A 14,832-nucleotide genomic window follows, 5' to 3' on the forward strand; every position below is an offset into this window, starting at 1 on the left:
CACCAAGTGGGCGGCTGTGCGCAGACGATGCCCTTCGGGACGCAGATGTGTTCGCGGCGGGGGTGGGAGCAGCGCGGACGGCTACGGTGTGATGCCACGCAGCTCCGGAGAGCGGGCCGCCACCAGAGGAGACGCTGCGATGCACGACAGGCAGACTGGCTGCGCCGGCCTCGTTCCGGTGCAACGGCTCAGGCCCGGTGACCATGCCTTCGTGGGGTACGGCGTCGGAGAGTCGCGCTGGCAGGTGCTCACCGCGTACGTCTGGCTGGGCCTCGCCCGCCACGAGAAGGTGATGGTGCTCGCCGACCCGGACGTGCCGCAGCGGGAGGTCCTGACCCGCCTGGACGCGTACGGTCCGCAGGCGTCCGCCGCCAGGGCGCGCGGGCAGCTGGTGCTCAGCAGCATGCGGGAGGTGATCCGCCCCGACCGCGCTTTCACCGTCGACCGGCAGACGGCACGGCTGCAGGAGGAGATCGCGCGGGCCCGGCGCGAGGGGTACACGGGACTGCGCACGTTCATCGACATGCGCTGGGTGCCGGACATGGACGCCGACGTGGCGGGGGTCGTGCACCGCGAGACCCATGTGGAGCACCTGTTCCACGGCCGGGCCTACACGGAGGTCTGCGCCTACGACCGCGGCTGGTTCGCCCCCGAGGTGGTGGAGGCCATGCATGACGCCCACCCCCGCCGCCTCCACGACTGCCTGGGGGTCCTGCTGTCGATCCCCGACGAGGACGCGGTGCGGTTCGCCGGCGACGCCGATCTGACCACCCTGGACCAGTTCCGGACCGCCCTCACCGAGGGGCTGGCGCACACCGCCGACCGGGGCCACATGCTGCTGGACCTCACGCACCTGCACTTCCTCGGCGTCCACTGCGCCTTCGACCTGCTGCGCCAGGTCCAACTGGCCACCGATCACAAGCGGATCGAGATCCGCTGCTCGGTCCTGCACGCCGGAATCCTCCGCAAACTCGGCGCGGCCTCCGTGCCCCGGCTCACGCTGAACGAGGTGCGGGTCGAATGCTGAACTTTTCCGAGGAATCGGTCGAGCGCGCGGACGAGACCCTGCTGGAGCAGTCGTTCACGGCGGACTGCCTGGCCTTGCTGCGGGCCCTCGTCGAGAGCGCGGCGGCCAAGGAGGGCCTCGACGACAGCCGGCTGGGCGAATTCGTCCTGGCGGTCGACGAGATCGCCTGCAACGCCGTCGAGCACGCCGGTGGCGGCGGCCATCTGGTGCTCCGACGCCTCGACGGCGCACTGGAGTGCCTGATCACCGACACGGGTCCCGGCTTCACGCCCGAGCTTCCCCGCACACCGCCGGAGCTGGACAGCACGGGGGGTCGGGGACTGTGGCTGGCCCACCTGCTCACCGATCGGTTCACGATCACCACGGGGACCACGGGAGCCGCCGTGACCCTGCTCATGTACCTGCCCTGAGCCGGCGGGCACCCCCGGTCACCTCAGGTGCCGCTGCATCCAGTCCGCGGCGGTCCGCCGGAACAGGCGCCGATTGTCCGCGCGCAGGAACTCATGGCCCTCGTCCCGCAGCGTGAGCAGTTCGGCCGCGATCCCGCGTTCGCGCGCCGCCCGGACGAACTGCTCCGACTCCCCCGGCGGCACGTTGGTGTCGTGCTCGCCGTGGACCGCGAGCAGGGGGACGCGCAGCGCGTCGATGCGGCTCATCGGGGACAGGGAGCGCAGCAACGGGCGGTCGCGGACCGGGTGGCCGTACTTGTGTGCCGCCGACTCCGCGATCCACGGATCGGTGCCCGCGAAGAAGGTCAGCAGGTCGGACATACCGCAGACGGCCACCCCGCTACGGAAGAGGTCCGGGTGCCACACGAGCGAGGCGAAGGTCAGATAGCCGCCGTAGGAGCGTCCCATGACCGCCAGCCGGGTCGGATCGGCGAGGCCGGCCGTGACGACGTGCGCGGCGCAGTCCGCGACGTCGTTCAGGGCGGCGAACCGGCCGGTGCCCAGGTCCGCGTCGACGAACGACCTGCCGTGGCCCGAGGAGCCGCGGACGTCGGGGGCGAACACGTCCAGTCCACGGCCGAGCAGTTCGTGGTACAGCGGGTTGAAGACCGGGCGTTCCTGCTCCTCGGGGCCGCCGTGGAGGTGGATCACACAGGGTGCCGGTTCGCCCGGGGCGCGTCCCGGCGCCCTGTAGTGCCAGCCGCTCAGGGGCAGGCCGTCCCTCGCCGTCAGCTGCAGGGGGACGGGCCGCACGGGCGGACGGCCGGGCGCGACGGCGTCCTCGTCGCGGGAGGACCACGCGGTGCGCAGCAGGGCCACCCCCTCGTAGGCCCACCACACCCCCGGTCGGCGCCGTGAGCCGGACAGCGCGAGCAGCAGCCGGCCCGCCCCGGCCGCCACGGCCCGGGTGACGACCTCGTGCGGCAGGGGCACCGGCCGCGTCGGCCCGGAGGCGTCCGGGGCCGGTCGCGCCGCGGCCGTCTCCAGCAGTTCGAGTTCGCTCGCGCCCCGCACGTTCCAGACGAGCACGGCCGTACGGCCGTCCTGGGCCATCGACAGCAACTCCAGCCCGCTGTCCGGGCGGTGCGCCACGGGCGTGGCGGCGCGCGGCGTGCCGTCCGCGTCGAGTTCGAGGGCGTACAGCGCCGCGAACTCGCGGTCCGCGTCGGTGCGCAGCCACAGGGTCCGCCCGTCGTGCGAGAAGCGGCCGATCCACGGATCGCCGTCGGCCACCGGCATGGTGCAGGTGGTGGCCGAGTCGGCCGTGCGCCGGACGACCGCCTCGCGTCGCCCGCGCGGCCCGCGGCGCAGCAGGGCGAGGGACCCGTCGAAGCTCAGGTCGCACACCCGCAGGGTGGCGGCGTCGGCCTCGGTGGCCAGCAGCACGGGGGACGCCAGACCGTCGGGGTCGAGCAGATAGGCCGACAGCCCGTCACCGGCCCGGTGCGTGGGCGCCGCGAGGGAGGCCGCTGTCCCGTCGGGCGAACCGTCCTCGGACGTGCGTACCGCGGGCACGGCGACCGTGACCGCCACGGCCGATCCGTCGCGCGCCCAGCAGCCGAGGTAGGCGGAGGTGTCCGGGTCGGCCCCGGCGAGGATGCGGCGGCCGGTGCCGTCGGGCCGTACGCACAGCACCCGTGTGTGCTCGCCGCCGCCGGGTGCGGCGGTGTAGGCGATCCAGCGGCCGTCCGGTGACCAGGAGACCTCCGTGACGGGATCGGGGGATGCGTCGAGCAGCCGGACCTCGTCCTGCTGGACCGGGCCGGCCCACAGCTGGGGGACGCCTCCGCGGTCGCAGATGAAGGCCGCCTCGGTGCCGTCGGGGTCGGCGGAGGGATACCAGCAGCCGTGGGCGCGCAGCCGGGTGACGGCCTCTCGCGGACCCGCCGCCTCGGGCAGGGGCACCGCCACGGGGGCGGTTCCGTTGCCGAGGGGCACCGCCCGCGCGGTGCTCGTGGCCGGCCGGCCTGTCACGTGATGCCGTGCGTCTGCAGCCATATCTCCAGCAAAGCTACCTGCCACAGGGCGTTGGCTCCGCGTTTGGTGCGGTGCTCGTCGGGCGCGGCGAGCAGCTCGCTCACGTACGACTCCTGGAACAGTCCGCGCGTCTTCGCCTCGGGTGCCTCGAGCGCCTCGCGCACCCGCTTCAGGACCGGACCCGCCATGTGCCGGATGGCCGGCACGGGGAAGTACCCCTTGGGGCGGTCCACGACCTCCCGGGGCAGCAGTTTGCGGCCGACCTCCTTGAGGACGCCCTTGCCGCCGTCGGCGAGTTTGAGTTCGGGCGGGCAGGCCGCGGCCAGTTCCACGAGTCCGTGGTCGAGGAAGGGCACCCGGGCCTCCAGCCCCCACGCCATGGTCATGTTGTCGACGCGCTTGACGGGGTCGTCGACGAGCATGACGTGCGTGTCGAGCCGCAGTGCCGCGTCCAGGGCGGTCTCGGCCCCCGGGTGGGCCATGTGCTCCGTCACGAAGCGGCCCGAGACGTCCTGCGACGGCAGCATGTGCGGCTGCAGGACGCGGGCGAGGTCGGCGTGCGGGCGGTCGAAGTAGGTGTCCGCGTACCGCTCCGGCTCGTCCTCGCGCGCGACCGCGGCCAGTTGCGGGTACCAGTGGTATCCGGCGAACACCTCGTCGGCGCCCTGCCCGCTCTGTACGACCTTCACCTCGCGGGAGACCTGCTCGGACAGCAGGTGGAAGGCGACCACGTCGTGGCTGATCATCGGTTCGCTCATCGAGGCGACGGTGTCGTCCAGCGCCGCCGACACGCGGGCGGAGGGAACCGTCGTCCGGCGGTGGTCGGTGCCGAACTCGCGGGCGACCAGGTCCGAGTACCGGAACTCGTCGCCCTCCTCCCCGCCCTCGGCCTCGAAGCCGACGCTGAACGTCATCAGATCGCGCTGGCCCTCCTCGGCGAGCAGGGCGACGATCAAGCTGGAGTCCAGGCCGCCGGAGAGCAGTACGCCGACGGGTACGTCGGCGACCATCCGGCGGCGCACGGCCGTGCGCAGCGCCTCCAGCACCGCGTCACGCCATTCGTCGGCGCTCATGCCCGCGTACTCGGGCCGGCGGGTGTACGACGGCTGCCAGTAGCGGTGGTCCCGATGGCTGCCGTCCGGCTCGACGGTCCGGACGGTGGCCGGGGGCAGCTTGCGCACGCCGTTGAGGACGGTGCGGGGCGCCGCGACGGTGGCGTGCCAGGTCAGGTACTGGTGGACGGCCACCGGGTCGAGTGAGGTGTCGACGTCGCCGGCCGCGAGAAGCGCGGGCAGGGACGAGGCGAACCGCAGCCTGTCCGGTGTCGGCGCCAGATACAGCGGCTTGATGCCCAGCCGGTCGCGGGCGAGCACGAGCCGGCCGGTGCGGTGCTCGTACAGGGCGAAGGCGAACATGCCGTGGAAGTGCTCGACGCAGGCGGTTCCCCACTCCCGGTACGCCTTCAGCACCACCTCGGTGTCGGACGTCGACACGAAGTGGTGTCCCAGGCCGCGCAGTTCCTCCCGCAGTGCCTGGTAGTTGTAGACGCAGCCGTTGAAGACGCCGGTGATCTCCCCGTCGGCGTCGGTCATCGGCTGGGCTCCGAGGTCGGACAGGTCGATGATCTTCAGCCGCCGGTGGGCGAACGCCACCGCGCCCCGCGTCCAGGTGCCGTGTCCGTCGGGCCCGCGGTCGGCGAGCCGGTCGCTCATGCGCTCGACGGCGGCGAGGTCGGGCCGCCGGCCGTCGAAGCGTATCTCCCCACTCAGACCGCACACGGCGCGTCACCACCCTTCCGCGCGATGACGGCCGCGGGTTGTGACGGACGGGCCGGGCCGCGACCGCACCTGCCGGTCGCGGCCCGGGCGGTATGGCTGGGCATGACGAAACCTCCCTGGGGTGTGGGAAAGGACAGCCCTGTGCGCCGGGGCGCGCATCAGCGGCCGACGGCCTCCGGCGCTCCGGAGGCGGAGCCGGAGGGGCCCGGGACGGAGAAGGGGATCCTGCGGCGTCCGGCGGGTGTCCTTCTGCGGTCCCGGCGCTCGCCGCGGGTCTCGGCGATCAGCATGTCGGTGCAGGCCAGCAGGTCCTCTTCCTGGGCAGTTCGGCGTATGCGCCGTGCGGCGTCGCCGTCGGCGAGCGCCGACTCGGCCAGCCGGCTGACGGCCTGCCAGTCCCCGTGGGCCTCCAGTGCCGGACGCAGATGTGCCAGCAGCTTGCGTACGACCTCACCGGCGGGGGCCTCCCCTCGCGTCCCGGGGTCCACCAGGGTGCCTCCCAGGCCGGAGCGGGCGGCACGCCAGGTCGCGCCGCGCACCCACTCGTGCCGGCCGTCGCACACCGGCGCGCCGGCCTCCCGGCGCTCCAGGGCGTCGGTGACCAGGGCACGGAAGAGCCCGGCGATGAGGACGGCGGTCTCCACGCGGGGACAGGCGTCGCAGATACGCAGCTCCAGCGTCTGCAGGTGCGCGGAGGGCCGGAGGTCGTAGTAGATCATCCCCGCGTCGCTGATGACTCCGCTGCGGACGAGTCCTTCGACGGCGGCGTCGTACTCGGCGGCGCTGGAGAAGCAGCCCACCGGGCCCGCGGTCGGCCACCGCTGCCACAGCAGCGTGCGCCAGCTCGCGTAGCCGGTGTCGGACCCCTGCCAGAACGGCGAGCTGGCGGACAGCGCCAGCAGGACGGGCAGCCAGGGCGAGATCAGGCACATGATGCCGACCGCCGTGTCGCGGTCGGGCACGTCCACGTGGACCTGGGCGCCGCAGATGAGCTGCTCGTCGGCGACCTGGCGGTACTCCTCGACCATGTGGTGGTAGCGGGGATCGGCGGTGGGATGGCCGGAGGCGGCCGGTGCCAGAGGGGCCGTGCCAGCCGCCACCACCGCGAGCCCCAGTGAGGAGGCGGCGCGGTCGAGGCGCCGTCTCATTCCCGCCAGATCGGTGTACAGGTCGTCCAGGGATCCGTGTACCTCGCTGTTGGACTCCACGGTGGACTGGTGCATCTCCGCGGTGAAATTCCGCCGGGGAAGCCGTCGCAGTACCTGGTCGGCGCGCGGCACGAGAAGCCCGCTCTCCACCTCCAGGATGTGGAACTCCTCCTCGACTCCCATGCGAATGTTCACGGCACTCCTTGAGGTGTTGCGAGAACGTCGGCGCGTCCGGGACGTGCGTCCCGGGCTGAGGGCGCGGGGGCCTTCAGGTCCCCCAAGTGCCCAAAGCCCGGACAAATAGGCACAACGTCGCCCGTCTGGAACTTCTTCTTCTCAGATGAGCAAGGTCCGGGCCGCGCCGACGTCGCCCAGCGGTGAAGTCGGTGAAGACGCGCCGTCGCCCTACGCGGCCAGCGTCTTGTCCTGCTGGGCCGGCGCCTGCCGCTCGACGGCGGCGTAGCGGTCGAGGAGGGCATGGGCGGCCGGGACGGCCTGTTCGGCGGTGCGGGAGCCGGTCATCACGCACAGCGTGTAGGTGGCGTCCTCCAGCGCCCGGCTCGTACGCCCGGACGGATGCACGTCGTGCGCGACACGCGCCTGCTCGAAACGGTCCAGTACGGCGCGCAGATCCTTCTCGGCCGGAAGCAGCATGACTCTTTTCCCTCTCCCCACAGGACACGACTCACAGCGCGGCCGACGGCCGCGGGTCAGGCCGCGTGAGGCAGGAGGTTCACCCCGTGCACCGCGCTCAGCGGCCCTGAGCGATCTTCTGGTGCCCCGCGCCGATGGATCCACACCTGCCCGATGCCCCTGCCGCGAGGGGCTCTGCCGCCGACCGCGGTGGCGGGGACGAACCGGCACACCTTCCGCGATCGAGGTGTTTGCTACCGCGACCGGGGGGCAACCGGACCGAACACGCTTCGGACCGGAGGCGCGCGCCGGGTGAACCTGCCCCCTACGAGCCCCCCACGGCTCGGCAGCTCACCGCGGCGAACCCTGACTGCTGCCATACCGTCGGGCGGCCTGGTCCACGACTTCCAGGTCCGCCCCAGATCGTTCGGGGAGCCATTCCGCATGCTCATCGACATGTCGACAAGCCGTCCTGGCACGCCCACGCCCACCCCCACCACCCCCACGACGCAGCGCGCCCACGACGACGCCCCCGACACCGCGGCGCTCTTCGCCCGGCTCGCGGAGGTCGACGAAGGCCCCGAACGCAACGCCCTGCGAGACGAACTCGTCGAGGCCTGGCTGCCCATGGCCCGCCGGATCGCCGGCCGCTTCCGCGACCGCGGAGAGAACATCGAAGATCTGCGCCAGGTGGCCGCGCTCGGCCTGGTCAAGGCCGTCGACCGCTACGACCCCTCGCGCGGAGCCTTCGAGAGCTACGCCGTGCCGACCATCACCGGTGAGATCAAGCGGCACTTCCGCGACCGGATGTGGGCCCTGCGGGTGCCGCGCCGGGTGCAGGAGCTGCGCAACAAGGTCCGGGTGGCGCGCCGCGAACTCACCCAGGCACCGGGCAGCCACGAACCCACCGTCGCCGACCTCGCCGCCCGCACCGGCCTCACCGAGGAGGAGGTCTCGGCGGGCATGGAGGCGATGGACAGCTTCAAGACCCTCTCCCTGGACGTCGAGATGTCCTCCGACGGCGACGGCTACAGCTTCGCCGACACCTTCGGCACGACAGAGGCGTCCTACGACGTCGTCCTCGACCGGGAGGCCGTCAAGGAGGGCCTGCGCCGGCTGCCCGAACGGGAACGGGCGATCCTGTACATGCGCTTCTTCGAGGACATGACCCAGAGCAGCATCGCCAGTCGGCTGGGCATCTCCCAGATGCACGTGTCGCGGCTGATCAGCCGTAGCTGCGCCCTCGTCCGCGAGCAGGCCCTGGGCCGGCGCTCGGGCGGCGGCACGGCGAGGTGACCCCGCCGCAGGACGACGGTCTCACCCTTCGGTCAACAGCCTGAACTCGTTGCCGTCGGGATCGACCAGCACCACCGCGCCACTCCCGCGGTGCGCGGAGTCCGGACGCTTCGCTCCCAGGGAGACCAGCCGCTCGACCTCCGCCTCCGGATCGCCGTCCGGCGCCAGCTCGAGGTGCAGGTCCTTGCCGGGGTCCGGCATCAGGGGCGGACCGCCCCAGGTGAGCTTCGTACCGCCCCTCGGCGACTGGACGGCCGTCTCCTCGTCCTGGTCCCAGACCAGCGGCCAGCCCAGCGCCCGGCTCCAGAAGTACCCCACGGCCCGGGAGCCGTCGCAGGCGAGCGCTCCGAGGGTGCCGCAGCCGGCGAGGAAACGGTTGCCCGGTTCCAGGACACAGAACTCGTTGCCCTCCGGGTCGGCGAGCACCACATGGCTCGCGTCCGGCCCCTGGCCCACGTCGGCGTGGAGCGCGCCGAGGTCGAGCGCCCTGGCCACGATCTCCCGCTGGTCTTCCGGGGATGAGCTGGTCAGGTCGAAGTGCAGCCGGTTCTGGGCGACTTTCCCCGCCCGCGCGGGCCGGAAGCCGAGGCGGTAGCCGGCGTCGTTGCCGGAGTGCAGCGCGACCCCGTCGTCGCCGGCGCCGGCTCCCTCCAGGCCCAGAAGGCCGGACCAGAAGTGCGCCAGGCGCTCGGGCCGATGCGCGTCGAAGGAGATCGCGAAGAGGCGGCTGCTCATTGCGCCACAGGCTCCCAGTGTCGAGTACCGGCCGGCGTTCGGGGCGCCGGTCCGGCACCCCGAACGGCGATCCTATGGACGCGCCGGTCCCGGCCGCAGCCGAATTTTCCGGCATGGCTCGGTTCGCATCGAGGTCTCTCCCCACCCGGCTATGTCAGGTGACCTGACGCTTCTCCCCCGGCGAAGCCGGAGGTCTCCTATGACCATCCAGTACGCCACCAGGTACCGGACCCGCTCGTTCATCCCGCCCGAGCCCGGCAAGCCGTACCTCATCGAGAAGGGCCAGGGCGTCACCGACCCCCTGAAGGAGCCATGAGCCACCGCACGGCCAATCTGCCCCAGCTGTTCGCCGAGTCCCGGCGCGGCGCATCCGGCGGCGAGGCCCAGCGCGAAAGTCCCGGTATCAACGGGTTCGCAGAGGGCCCCTCCGCGCATCAGGAGGCTTCATGCTGGACAGTGCAGTGCACCAGGTGGCCTTGGTCGAGGAGCCTGTCGCCGCGGGTCGCCGGATGCCACGGGAGCAGGACGCCGGGGGCCCGGGCGACCCGCTGACATGGCACGGTCTGCGGCTCGAGACGATGGCGTGCATGCTGGTGGTGACCTTGCGCCGGCTGGGTGACCGTTTCTTCGAGGCGCAGTGCCAATGGCCGCGGTTGCACCCTCTCAACGAGCGCGCCACCACCGTCTCCCACCACCCGCTGATCGTCGTCGAGTCCACCCGCCAGCTCGCCATGGCCGTGCAGAGCCGGCACCTGCGTCCCGGCCAGGCCACGCCGCTCGAAGCGGTGTCGGTGAACCTCGGGCTGTACCCGGGCGCGCAGCCCGTCGAGAGCGGCAGTGCCACGCGGGTTTCGACGCGGGTGATGTTGAGCGACGTCGTGCTGCGAAGGGGCGCCCTCGCGTCCTTCCGCCTGACCGCCGAATACCTGTACGCGGGGCAACGCTTCGCCACCTGCGCCATCGGATTCGCCGCGGCGGCGCCGGCGGAGACCGGAGCGCTCCCCGTCGCGCCGGGCTCCGCGCTGCTGCACCCCGCGGCGGCGGCGGTGGGCGCGGTCTCCGACCCCGACGTGCTGCTCGCCCGCGGGCCGCAGGGCCGGCTGATGATCGTCCCGCGCGACCCGGCCCACCCCGTCCTCCTGCCGGGCCGCCCGGCAGACCTGCCCGCTCTCGCCGTGCTGGAAGCGGGCCGGCAGGCCGTCCTGCTGTCCTCCGGCATGACGGCCCGCGCGGTGGCGGGACTGTGCGTCGACCTCCGGTCGCCGGTGCCCGTGCGGGGGGCGGCCGTGGACGTCGCGTCGGATCACAGGGGAGCCCGCTTCGTCGTGACGGCCGCGGGCCGGGTCGCGGCGACCGGTGCCGTGACCCTGCCGCGATCTTGACGCACGAGCATGCAACCGTATGGCCGATTTGTCACGAATAGTGCACGAGCAGCCGACGTAGAACGCTGCTCCGCGGAACGCGACGGCGCGTTCGCGGACCGGGAAAGGAAATCGCCATGAAACTGAGCGACGAGCTCCCCGTGGACCACAAGCTGGCCACGGTCTACCGGTACGGCGCCGCCTTCTGCGGGCTGACCCTGCTGGTCTTCGGCGTCCTCGGGTTCGCCGACGAGCTGAGCCCGTTCAGCACCGACGGGCAGAGCATCGCCGGCATGTCGACCAACGGTGTGCTCAGCCTGATCTCCGTCGTCGTGGGCCTGGCCCTGATCGGTGGCGGCATCGTCGGCGGGAACTTCGCGTCGACGCTCAACATGGTGGTCGGGACGCTGTTCCTGCTGAGCGGCTTCGTCCACATCTTCATCCTCGACCGGTCGGCCAACTTCCTCGACTTCGGCATGACCAACGTCCTGTTCAGCTTCGTCATGGGGCTGATCATCCTGACGTTCGGCATGTACGGGCGGGTGTCGAGCAAGCTGCCGCACGACAACCCATACTGGCGTCGCCGGCACGCCCGCCAGGCGGCCCGTGAGGCGCTGGCGGCCCGCCGCCGCGAGCGGGGCGAGGGCCCGGCACTGCCGTCGGGGAAGGCGGCGGACCAGCCCGCGCTCGCCGCCACGAGCGCGCGGCCCGAGGAGTAACGGACACGCGGGATGCGAGTGGCCCTCGCGCCCGGCGACAGCCGGCGAGGGCCACTTCCGTGTGCGGGCGCGGGTCAGAGCGCTTCGAGCATGACCAGCGCGTCCTGCAGGCCGCGCGGACGCAGCAGGCCAGAGCGCTGGCCGCGGCCCCAGCCGGGGCCCGCGAGCAGGACACGGCTCTGCGTGCGAGCGCCGCGGATGCCCCAGCGGGTCGAGGCGACATGGTGGGCCAGCGGCAGGCTGGCCGTCGAGCCGGACTGCGACCAGAGGACCACGGCACTCGGGCCGACGCGTTCCACGGCGGTCGTCAGCGCCTCCGCCGGTACGGCGCTGCCCAGCATGAGGGTCGCCACGCCGCGCTCGGCCAGCGCGGCGTTGAGCGCCTCCAGCGGCAGTGTGTGCAGCTCCCCCGGCAGACAGGCCAGGATCACGGGAGCGGACTTCCACTCCCGCTGCGCGGGCGCGGCGGTCACGCAGACGTGCCGGATCGTGGCCGAGATGTGCCAGGACAGGAGGTGTTCGACCTCCACGTACCGCTCGCCGGCCGACTGCCATTTGCGCCCGACGGCCTGCAGCGCCGGGGACAGGATCTCCTCCCAGGTCACCACCAGTCCGTAGGCGCGGATCACCGAGGTGAGCTGCTCCTGTACGGCGACGGCGTCCAGGCGGACGGCGGCGCGCGCGAGTCCTTTGCACTCGTGCCGCACATTGCCCAGCGGCAGGCCGCTGCCGGACCGCGAGGCGTGAACGGCGTCCATGACGTCGGCCGGGGCGGCGGCCGGACGGCCCGGCGGGCGGGACGGCGCCACGGGAACGGGCTGTGGGTGGTGCTGGGCCTTCGCGGCCCTCGCCGCCTCCCCCGGCGGAATGCCGGCGGCCGTCAGACGGCACATCTCCACGACCATGGCGACGTCTTCGGGCGTCCAGCGCCGGTGGTGTCCCTGTGTCCTGGTGGCGGGGCCCAGTCCGTACCTGCGGTCCCAGGAGCGCAGCGTCGTGGGCGACACGCCCAGACGTCTGGCGAGGGAACCCGTCGTCACCCCGGCCGACGACAGGTCCGTTTCGGTGTCGCTCAAGTCCATCGGCTGTTCCCCACGGCGCGGGCGGTCCGGACGGCCCGGTCGCCGCTCACCGGGGATACCTTCCTTCGGTCTCAGGGGCCCGCAGAGCGCGGTCGACGGCTCGGGGCAGCGACTCGGACACCTCGTCCGCAAGGCGTCGGAACTCCCGCTTGAGCAGGGGTTCGGCCAGGCGGGCCAGTCCGTTGAAGTCCAGGCGCGCCCGGTAGGTCAGCCGCGTACGGCCCCCGTTCTCCTCGAAGCGCATGTCGTCGGTGGACGTGACCGTCTTGTTGCGGCCCACGAAGATGAGGTGTCGGGCGTCGTGGCGGACCATCCGGTAGCGCAGCTCGGTGCGCCGGCCCCGGAACTCCGACACGTTGTGCCATTCCGCGCCGACGGCCGGCTCTCCGTCGCCGATACGACGGCAGGTGACCGTTCCCGGGTCCCACGACTCGGTGTGCGAGAAGTCGGCCAGGTACCGCACGACGTCGGCCAAAGGGTGATCCAACGTCACAACACGCTCGACTTCGATCACAAGGGCCTCCGCTTCGGTGTCTGCACGCCGATCTCCGTTCTGGTCTCGGCAGCTTCTGTTCCGGAGCAGCGGGCTCGACGGATGCAGGGGAAGCCGTGTCGTTTGTACGGCGCGGCGGTCCGGGAGACGGGCGGCCCCGGCATGAGTGGGGGCCGCGGGGGCACGTGCACTGCGGAAACCGTTCACCGGTCCGCCGTCCCGCCGGGGCGAGCGAGGAAACGAGGGTGGGGATGGCTGAACCGTCGACGGCGGTGCCGGGACCGGACGGACAAGAGGGCGGTGACGTCCGGACGCCGCCGCTGCGGCCCGGTGAATACGACCCGGCGGACTACGCGGACTGCGTGGTGCGCAGCGCCGAGGCGGCCGGGGTCTCCCCCCTGCTGGTGCTGACGGTCCTCTACAACGAGGCGTACAAGCCGCACCACCCGCTGCTGGAACGGCTGTGGCAGTGGTGGAAGCCGGAGGCGTCCTTCGGGGTGGCCAACATGCACCGCGCGACGTTCGAGCGGGTCCGGCGCGCGCACGGCCTGTCCGAGCGGTGGCAGGACCTCCGTGACGATCCGGCGTTCGCCGTGCACGCCGCGGCGCTGCATCTCGCGGATCTCGACCGGTGCCTTCCCGCGCGGCACGCACGCCGCTGCACCCGCGAGGAGCTGCTGGCGCTGGGTTACAACGCCGGAGAACGCAACATGCGGGCGTTCGCCCGTGGAGTGCCGCCGGGCCCCATGGCGCGGTCCTACCTGCGCCGTTTCCGTTCCTACCGGCACCGGGCGGCGGCGGTACTGGCGGAGGGCGGCGGGCGGAGCGACTCCACGGGTGCCTGAACCGCCGGGGTGACACCCGGTTCCGGCGCGCCCGGATCGTGGCGTGTGCCTAGCGCCACAGGTCGTCGCCGTCGCACACCGTCGCGCCCATGTTGCGTTCCATCATGCGCAGAGCGGCCTCGGCGAGGTCGGCGTGGATGTGGGCCACCGCGTCCCGGGGGACGGTGACCTCCAGGTGGCGGATGTGCGCGTCCAGCGCGGAGTAGAGGATGCACTGCTCGGTGACCTGTCCGCACAGCACCACCCGGTCGATGCCCTGCTGGGAGAGCAGGTAGTTCAGGGGGGTCTCGAAGAAGATCGAGTGGCGTGCCTTGACCACGAAGAGCGAGTCGTCGTCGGGCACGAGAGGCTCGACCAGTTTCGCGTGCGGGCCGGCCAGGGCCTGCTCCAGCAGTTCGCCGTGGTGCGAGCGCCATTCGCCGAAGTTGTCGTTGACGTAGATGACGGTCGCCTCCTTCTCGCGCGCCCGCTCCAGGAGCGAGGTCACCCTCGGGACGACGTCGGTCACCGAGGGCAGCAGCAGGTCGGCGTCATCGTGGTCGTAGGTGTTGATCATGTCGACGACGATCAGCGCAGTCTGGCCCATACCTTGCAGGGTGCCCCACGGGAGCGGGCCATGCAGGTTCGGGCCGTGCGAGTGCGCGCCGGGGTCGTCGGCACGGTCATTCGCGGGCGGCGGCCCCGGGCTCGTCGGACCGCTGCGCGGCGGGCGGGGTCAGGCCGTGGCGTACGAGGGCCAGGGCGCGGTCGGCGACGCGGTCCGGGTCGGCGCCGTGCTCGACGGCCGTCATGGCGGCCTGCACGATGCCGCCGACGAGCCGGCCGGTCAGCTCGGGGGCGTCGGCGCCGACGAGGGCGATCGCGTCCTGGAGGGGGGCGTAGTGGTGGCGGTGGAGCTCGTGGACGCGGTCGAGGCACTCGCGGGGCAGGTCGGCCTGCAGGAGCGCGGTGGCGGGGCGGTGCAGGCCCCGGGCGGCGAGGTGGAGTTCGGTGCGGACGAAGGCGTCGATGCGTGCGGCGGGGTCGTGCACCTCGACGAGGGCCTGGGTGGTGGCGGCGTCGGCGGCGGTGAAGGACTCCTCGACGATGGCCGCGAGCAGCGCGGCCGAGGAGGGGAAGTACTGGTAGAAGCTGGAGCGGGCGAGTCCGGCGCGGGCGCCGACCGCGGCCGGGGTGACCGCGGTGGCGCCCTGCTCGACGAGGACGTCGACGGCGGCCTGGATCAGTGCGGCGCGTTGCTGTGCACGGTGCTCGGCGACGGTGGCCGCGTTGATCTTCGGCATGGGGCG

At 72.5% G+C, this 14,832-nt stretch carries 15 protein-coding genes; 6 read left to right on the top strand and 9 right to left on the bottom strand.

Going from position 1 to position 14,832, the window contains the following annotated elements; genetic code table 11:
- Window positions 1–211 precede the first annotated feature (211 nt).
- On the top strand, window positions 212–1,027 hold the full coding sequence (locus tag LN251_RS38585) for an MEDS domain-containing protein (RefSeq protein WP_458248806.1): 816 nt from the start codon (window positions 212–214) through the stop codon (window positions 1,025–1,027).
- The gene (locus LN251_RS38590; RefSeq protein ID WP_458248807.1) at window positions 1,021–1,437 is read left to right on the top strand and encodes an ATP-binding protein; all 417 of its coding nucleotides are present in this window, start codon (window positions 1,021–1,023) and stop codon (window positions 1,435–1,437) included. The genes LN251_RS38585 and LN251_RS38590 overlap by 7 nt, the downstream gene beginning before the upstream one ends.
- An 18-nt stretch (window positions 1,438–1,455) precedes the next feature.
- On the opposite strand, the gene LN251_RS38595 is transcribed toward LN251_RS38590, so the two are convergent.
- From LN251_RS38595 to LN251_RS38610, 4 genes are all read right to left on the bottom strand, one after another.
- On the bottom strand, window positions 1,456–3,474 hold the full coding sequence (locus LN251_RS38595) for a S9 family peptidase (protein WP_458248808.1): 2,019 nt from the start codon (window positions 3,472–3,474) through the stop codon (window positions 1,456–1,458).
- Entirely contained in the window at window positions 3,447–5,231 is a 1,785-nt protein-coding gene (locus LN251_RS38600) for an N-acetylglutaminylglutamine amidotransferase (RefSeq protein WP_458248809.1), read from the bottom strand. The genes LN251_RS38595 and LN251_RS38600 overlap by 28 nt, the downstream gene beginning before the upstream one ends.
- A 158-nt stretch (window positions 5,232–5,389) precedes the next feature.
- Window positions 5,390–6,574 (bottom strand): carboxylate-amine ligase, encoded by a 1,185-nt coding sequence (locus LN251_RS38605; protein WP_458248810.1) that lies wholly within the window; start codon window positions 6,572–6,574, stop codon window positions 5,390–5,392.
- Between the two features lie 210 nt (window positions 6,575–6,784).
- Window positions 6,785–7,033, bottom strand: a complete 249-nt coding sequence (locus LN251_RS38610) for a DUF5133 domain-containing protein (RefSeq protein WP_058921157.1) — start codon at window positions 7,031–7,033, stop codon at window positions 6,785–6,787.
- A 423-nt stretch (window positions 7,034–7,456) separates the two neighbouring features.
- Between LN251_RS38610 and LN251_RS38615 the strand changes: the two genes are divergently transcribed.
- Window positions 7,457–8,308: a SigB/SigF/SigG family RNA polymerase sigma factor gene (locus tag LN251_RS38615; protein ID WP_458248811.1), complete on the top strand. Its 852-nt coding sequence runs from the start codon at window positions 7,457–7,459 to the stop codon at window positions 8,306–8,308.
- 21 nt (window positions 8,309–8,329) lie between these two features.
- Here the strand turns inward: LN251_RS38615 and LN251_RS38620 are convergent, their stop codons facing one another.
- A complete protein-coding gene (locus LN251_RS38620) occupies window positions 8,330–9,043 on the bottom strand; it encodes a VOC family protein (protein ID WP_458248812.1) in 714 nt (237 codons plus the stop codon).
- Between the two features lie 446 nt (window positions 9,044–9,489).
- Between LN251_RS38620 and LN251_RS38625 the strand changes: the two genes are divergently transcribed.
- A complete protein-coding gene (locus tag LN251_RS38625; RefSeq protein WP_458248813.1) occupies window positions 9,490–10,425 on the top strand; it encodes a hypothetical protein in 936 nt (311 codons plus the stop codon).
- Between the two features lie 116 nt (window positions 10,426–10,541).
- The gene (locus LN251_RS38630) at window positions 10,542–11,123 is read left to right on the top strand and encodes a DUF4383 domain-containing protein (protein WP_458248814.1); all 582 of its coding nucleotides are present in this window, start codon (window positions 10,542–10,544) and stop codon (window positions 11,121–11,123) included.
- 74 nt (window positions 11,124–11,197) lie between these two features.
- Here LN251_RS38630 and LN251_RS38635 read toward each other — a convergent pair whose 3' ends face one another.
- Both LN251_RS38635 and LN251_RS38640 read right to left on the bottom strand, forming a co-directional pair.
- Window positions 11,198–12,205: a MerR family transcriptional regulator gene (locus LN251_RS38635; RefSeq protein WP_458248815.1), complete on the bottom strand. Its 1,008-nt coding sequence runs from the start codon at window positions 12,203–12,205 to the stop codon at window positions 11,198–11,200.
- Between the two features lie 46 nt (window positions 12,206–12,251).
- Complete coding sequence (locus LN251_RS38640) at window positions 12,252–12,719, bottom strand: SRPBCC family protein (protein WP_458248816.1); 468 nt, start codon at window positions 12,717–12,719, stop codon at window positions 12,252–12,254.
- Between the two features lie 230 nt (window positions 12,720–12,949).
- On the opposite strand from LN251_RS38640, the gene LN251_RS38645 reads away from it, so the two are divergent.
- Window positions 12,950–13,543, top strand: a complete 594-nt coding sequence (locus LN251_RS38645) for a lytic transglycosylase domain-containing protein (protein ID WP_458248817.1) — start codon at window positions 12,950–12,952, stop codon at window positions 13,541–13,543.
- 49 nt (window positions 13,544–13,592) lie between these two features.
- Here LN251_RS38645 and LN251_RS38650 read toward each other — a convergent pair whose 3' ends face one another.
- Window positions 13,593–14,129, bottom strand: coding sequence for an isochorismatase family cysteine hydrolase (locus LN251_RS38650; protein ID WP_458248818.1), 537 nt, complete (start codon window positions 14,127–14,129; stop codon window positions 13,593–13,595).
- A 76-nt stretch (window positions 14,130–14,205) separates the two neighbouring features.
- A complete protein-coding gene (locus LN251_RS38655) occupies window positions 14,206–14,826 on the bottom strand; it encodes a TetR/AcrR family transcriptional regulator (RefSeq protein ID WP_458248819.1) in 621 nt (206 codons plus the stop codon).
- Window positions 14,827–14,832 lie beyond the last annotated feature (6 nt).

It is taken from the genome of Streptomyces sp. MAI_2237, assembly GCF_054189285.1.

What these genes read in the sequence shown, in the direction of transcription:
- LN251_RS38635 (WP_458248815.1), bottom strand. Translation starts at nt 12,205, where the DNA reads ATGGACTTGAGCGACACCGAAACGGACCTGTCGTCGGCCGGGGTGACG.
- LN251_RS38595 (WP_458248808.1), bottom strand. Translation starts at nt 3,474, where the DNA reads ATGGCTGCAGACGCACGGCATCACGTGACAGGCCGGCCGGCCACGAGC.
- LN251_RS38620 (WP_458248812.1), bottom strand. Translation starts at nt 9,043, where the DNA reads ATGAGCAGCCGCCTCTTCGCGATCTCCTTCGACGCGCATCGGCCCGAG.
- LN251_RS38590 (WP_458248807.1), top strand. Translation starts at nt 1,021, where the DNA reads ATGCTGAACTTTTCCGAGGAATCGGTCGAGCGCGCGGACGAGACCCTG.
- LN251_RS38610 (WP_058921157.1), bottom strand. Translation starts at nt 7,033, where the DNA reads ATGCTGCTTCCGGCCGAGAAGGATCTGCGCGCCGTACTGGACCGTTTC.
- LN251_RS38615 (WP_458248811.1), top strand. Translation starts at nt 7,457, where the DNA reads ATGCTCATCGACATGTCGACAAGCCGTCCTGGCACGCCCACGCCCACC.
- LN251_RS38625 (WP_458248813.1), top strand. Translation starts at nt 9,490, where the DNA reads ATGCTGGACAGTGCAGTGCACCAGGTGGCCTTGGTCGAGGAGCCTGTC.
- LN251_RS38630 (WP_458248814.1), top strand. Translation starts at nt 10,542, where the DNA reads ATGAAACTGAGCGACGAGCTCCCCGTGGACCACAAGCTGGCCACGGTC.
- LN251_RS38655 (WP_458248819.1), bottom strand. Translation starts at nt 14,826, where the DNA reads ATGCCGAAGATCAACGCGGCCACCGTCGCCGAGCACCGTGCACAGCAA.
- LN251_RS38650 (WP_458248818.1), bottom strand. Translation starts at nt 14,129, where the DNA reads ATGGGCCAGACTGCGCTGATCGTCGTCGACATGATCAACACCTACGAC.
- LN251_RS38645 (WP_458248817.1), top strand. Translation starts at nt 12,950, where the DNA reads ATGGCTGAACCGTCGACGGCGGTGCCGGGACCGGACGGACAAGAGGGC.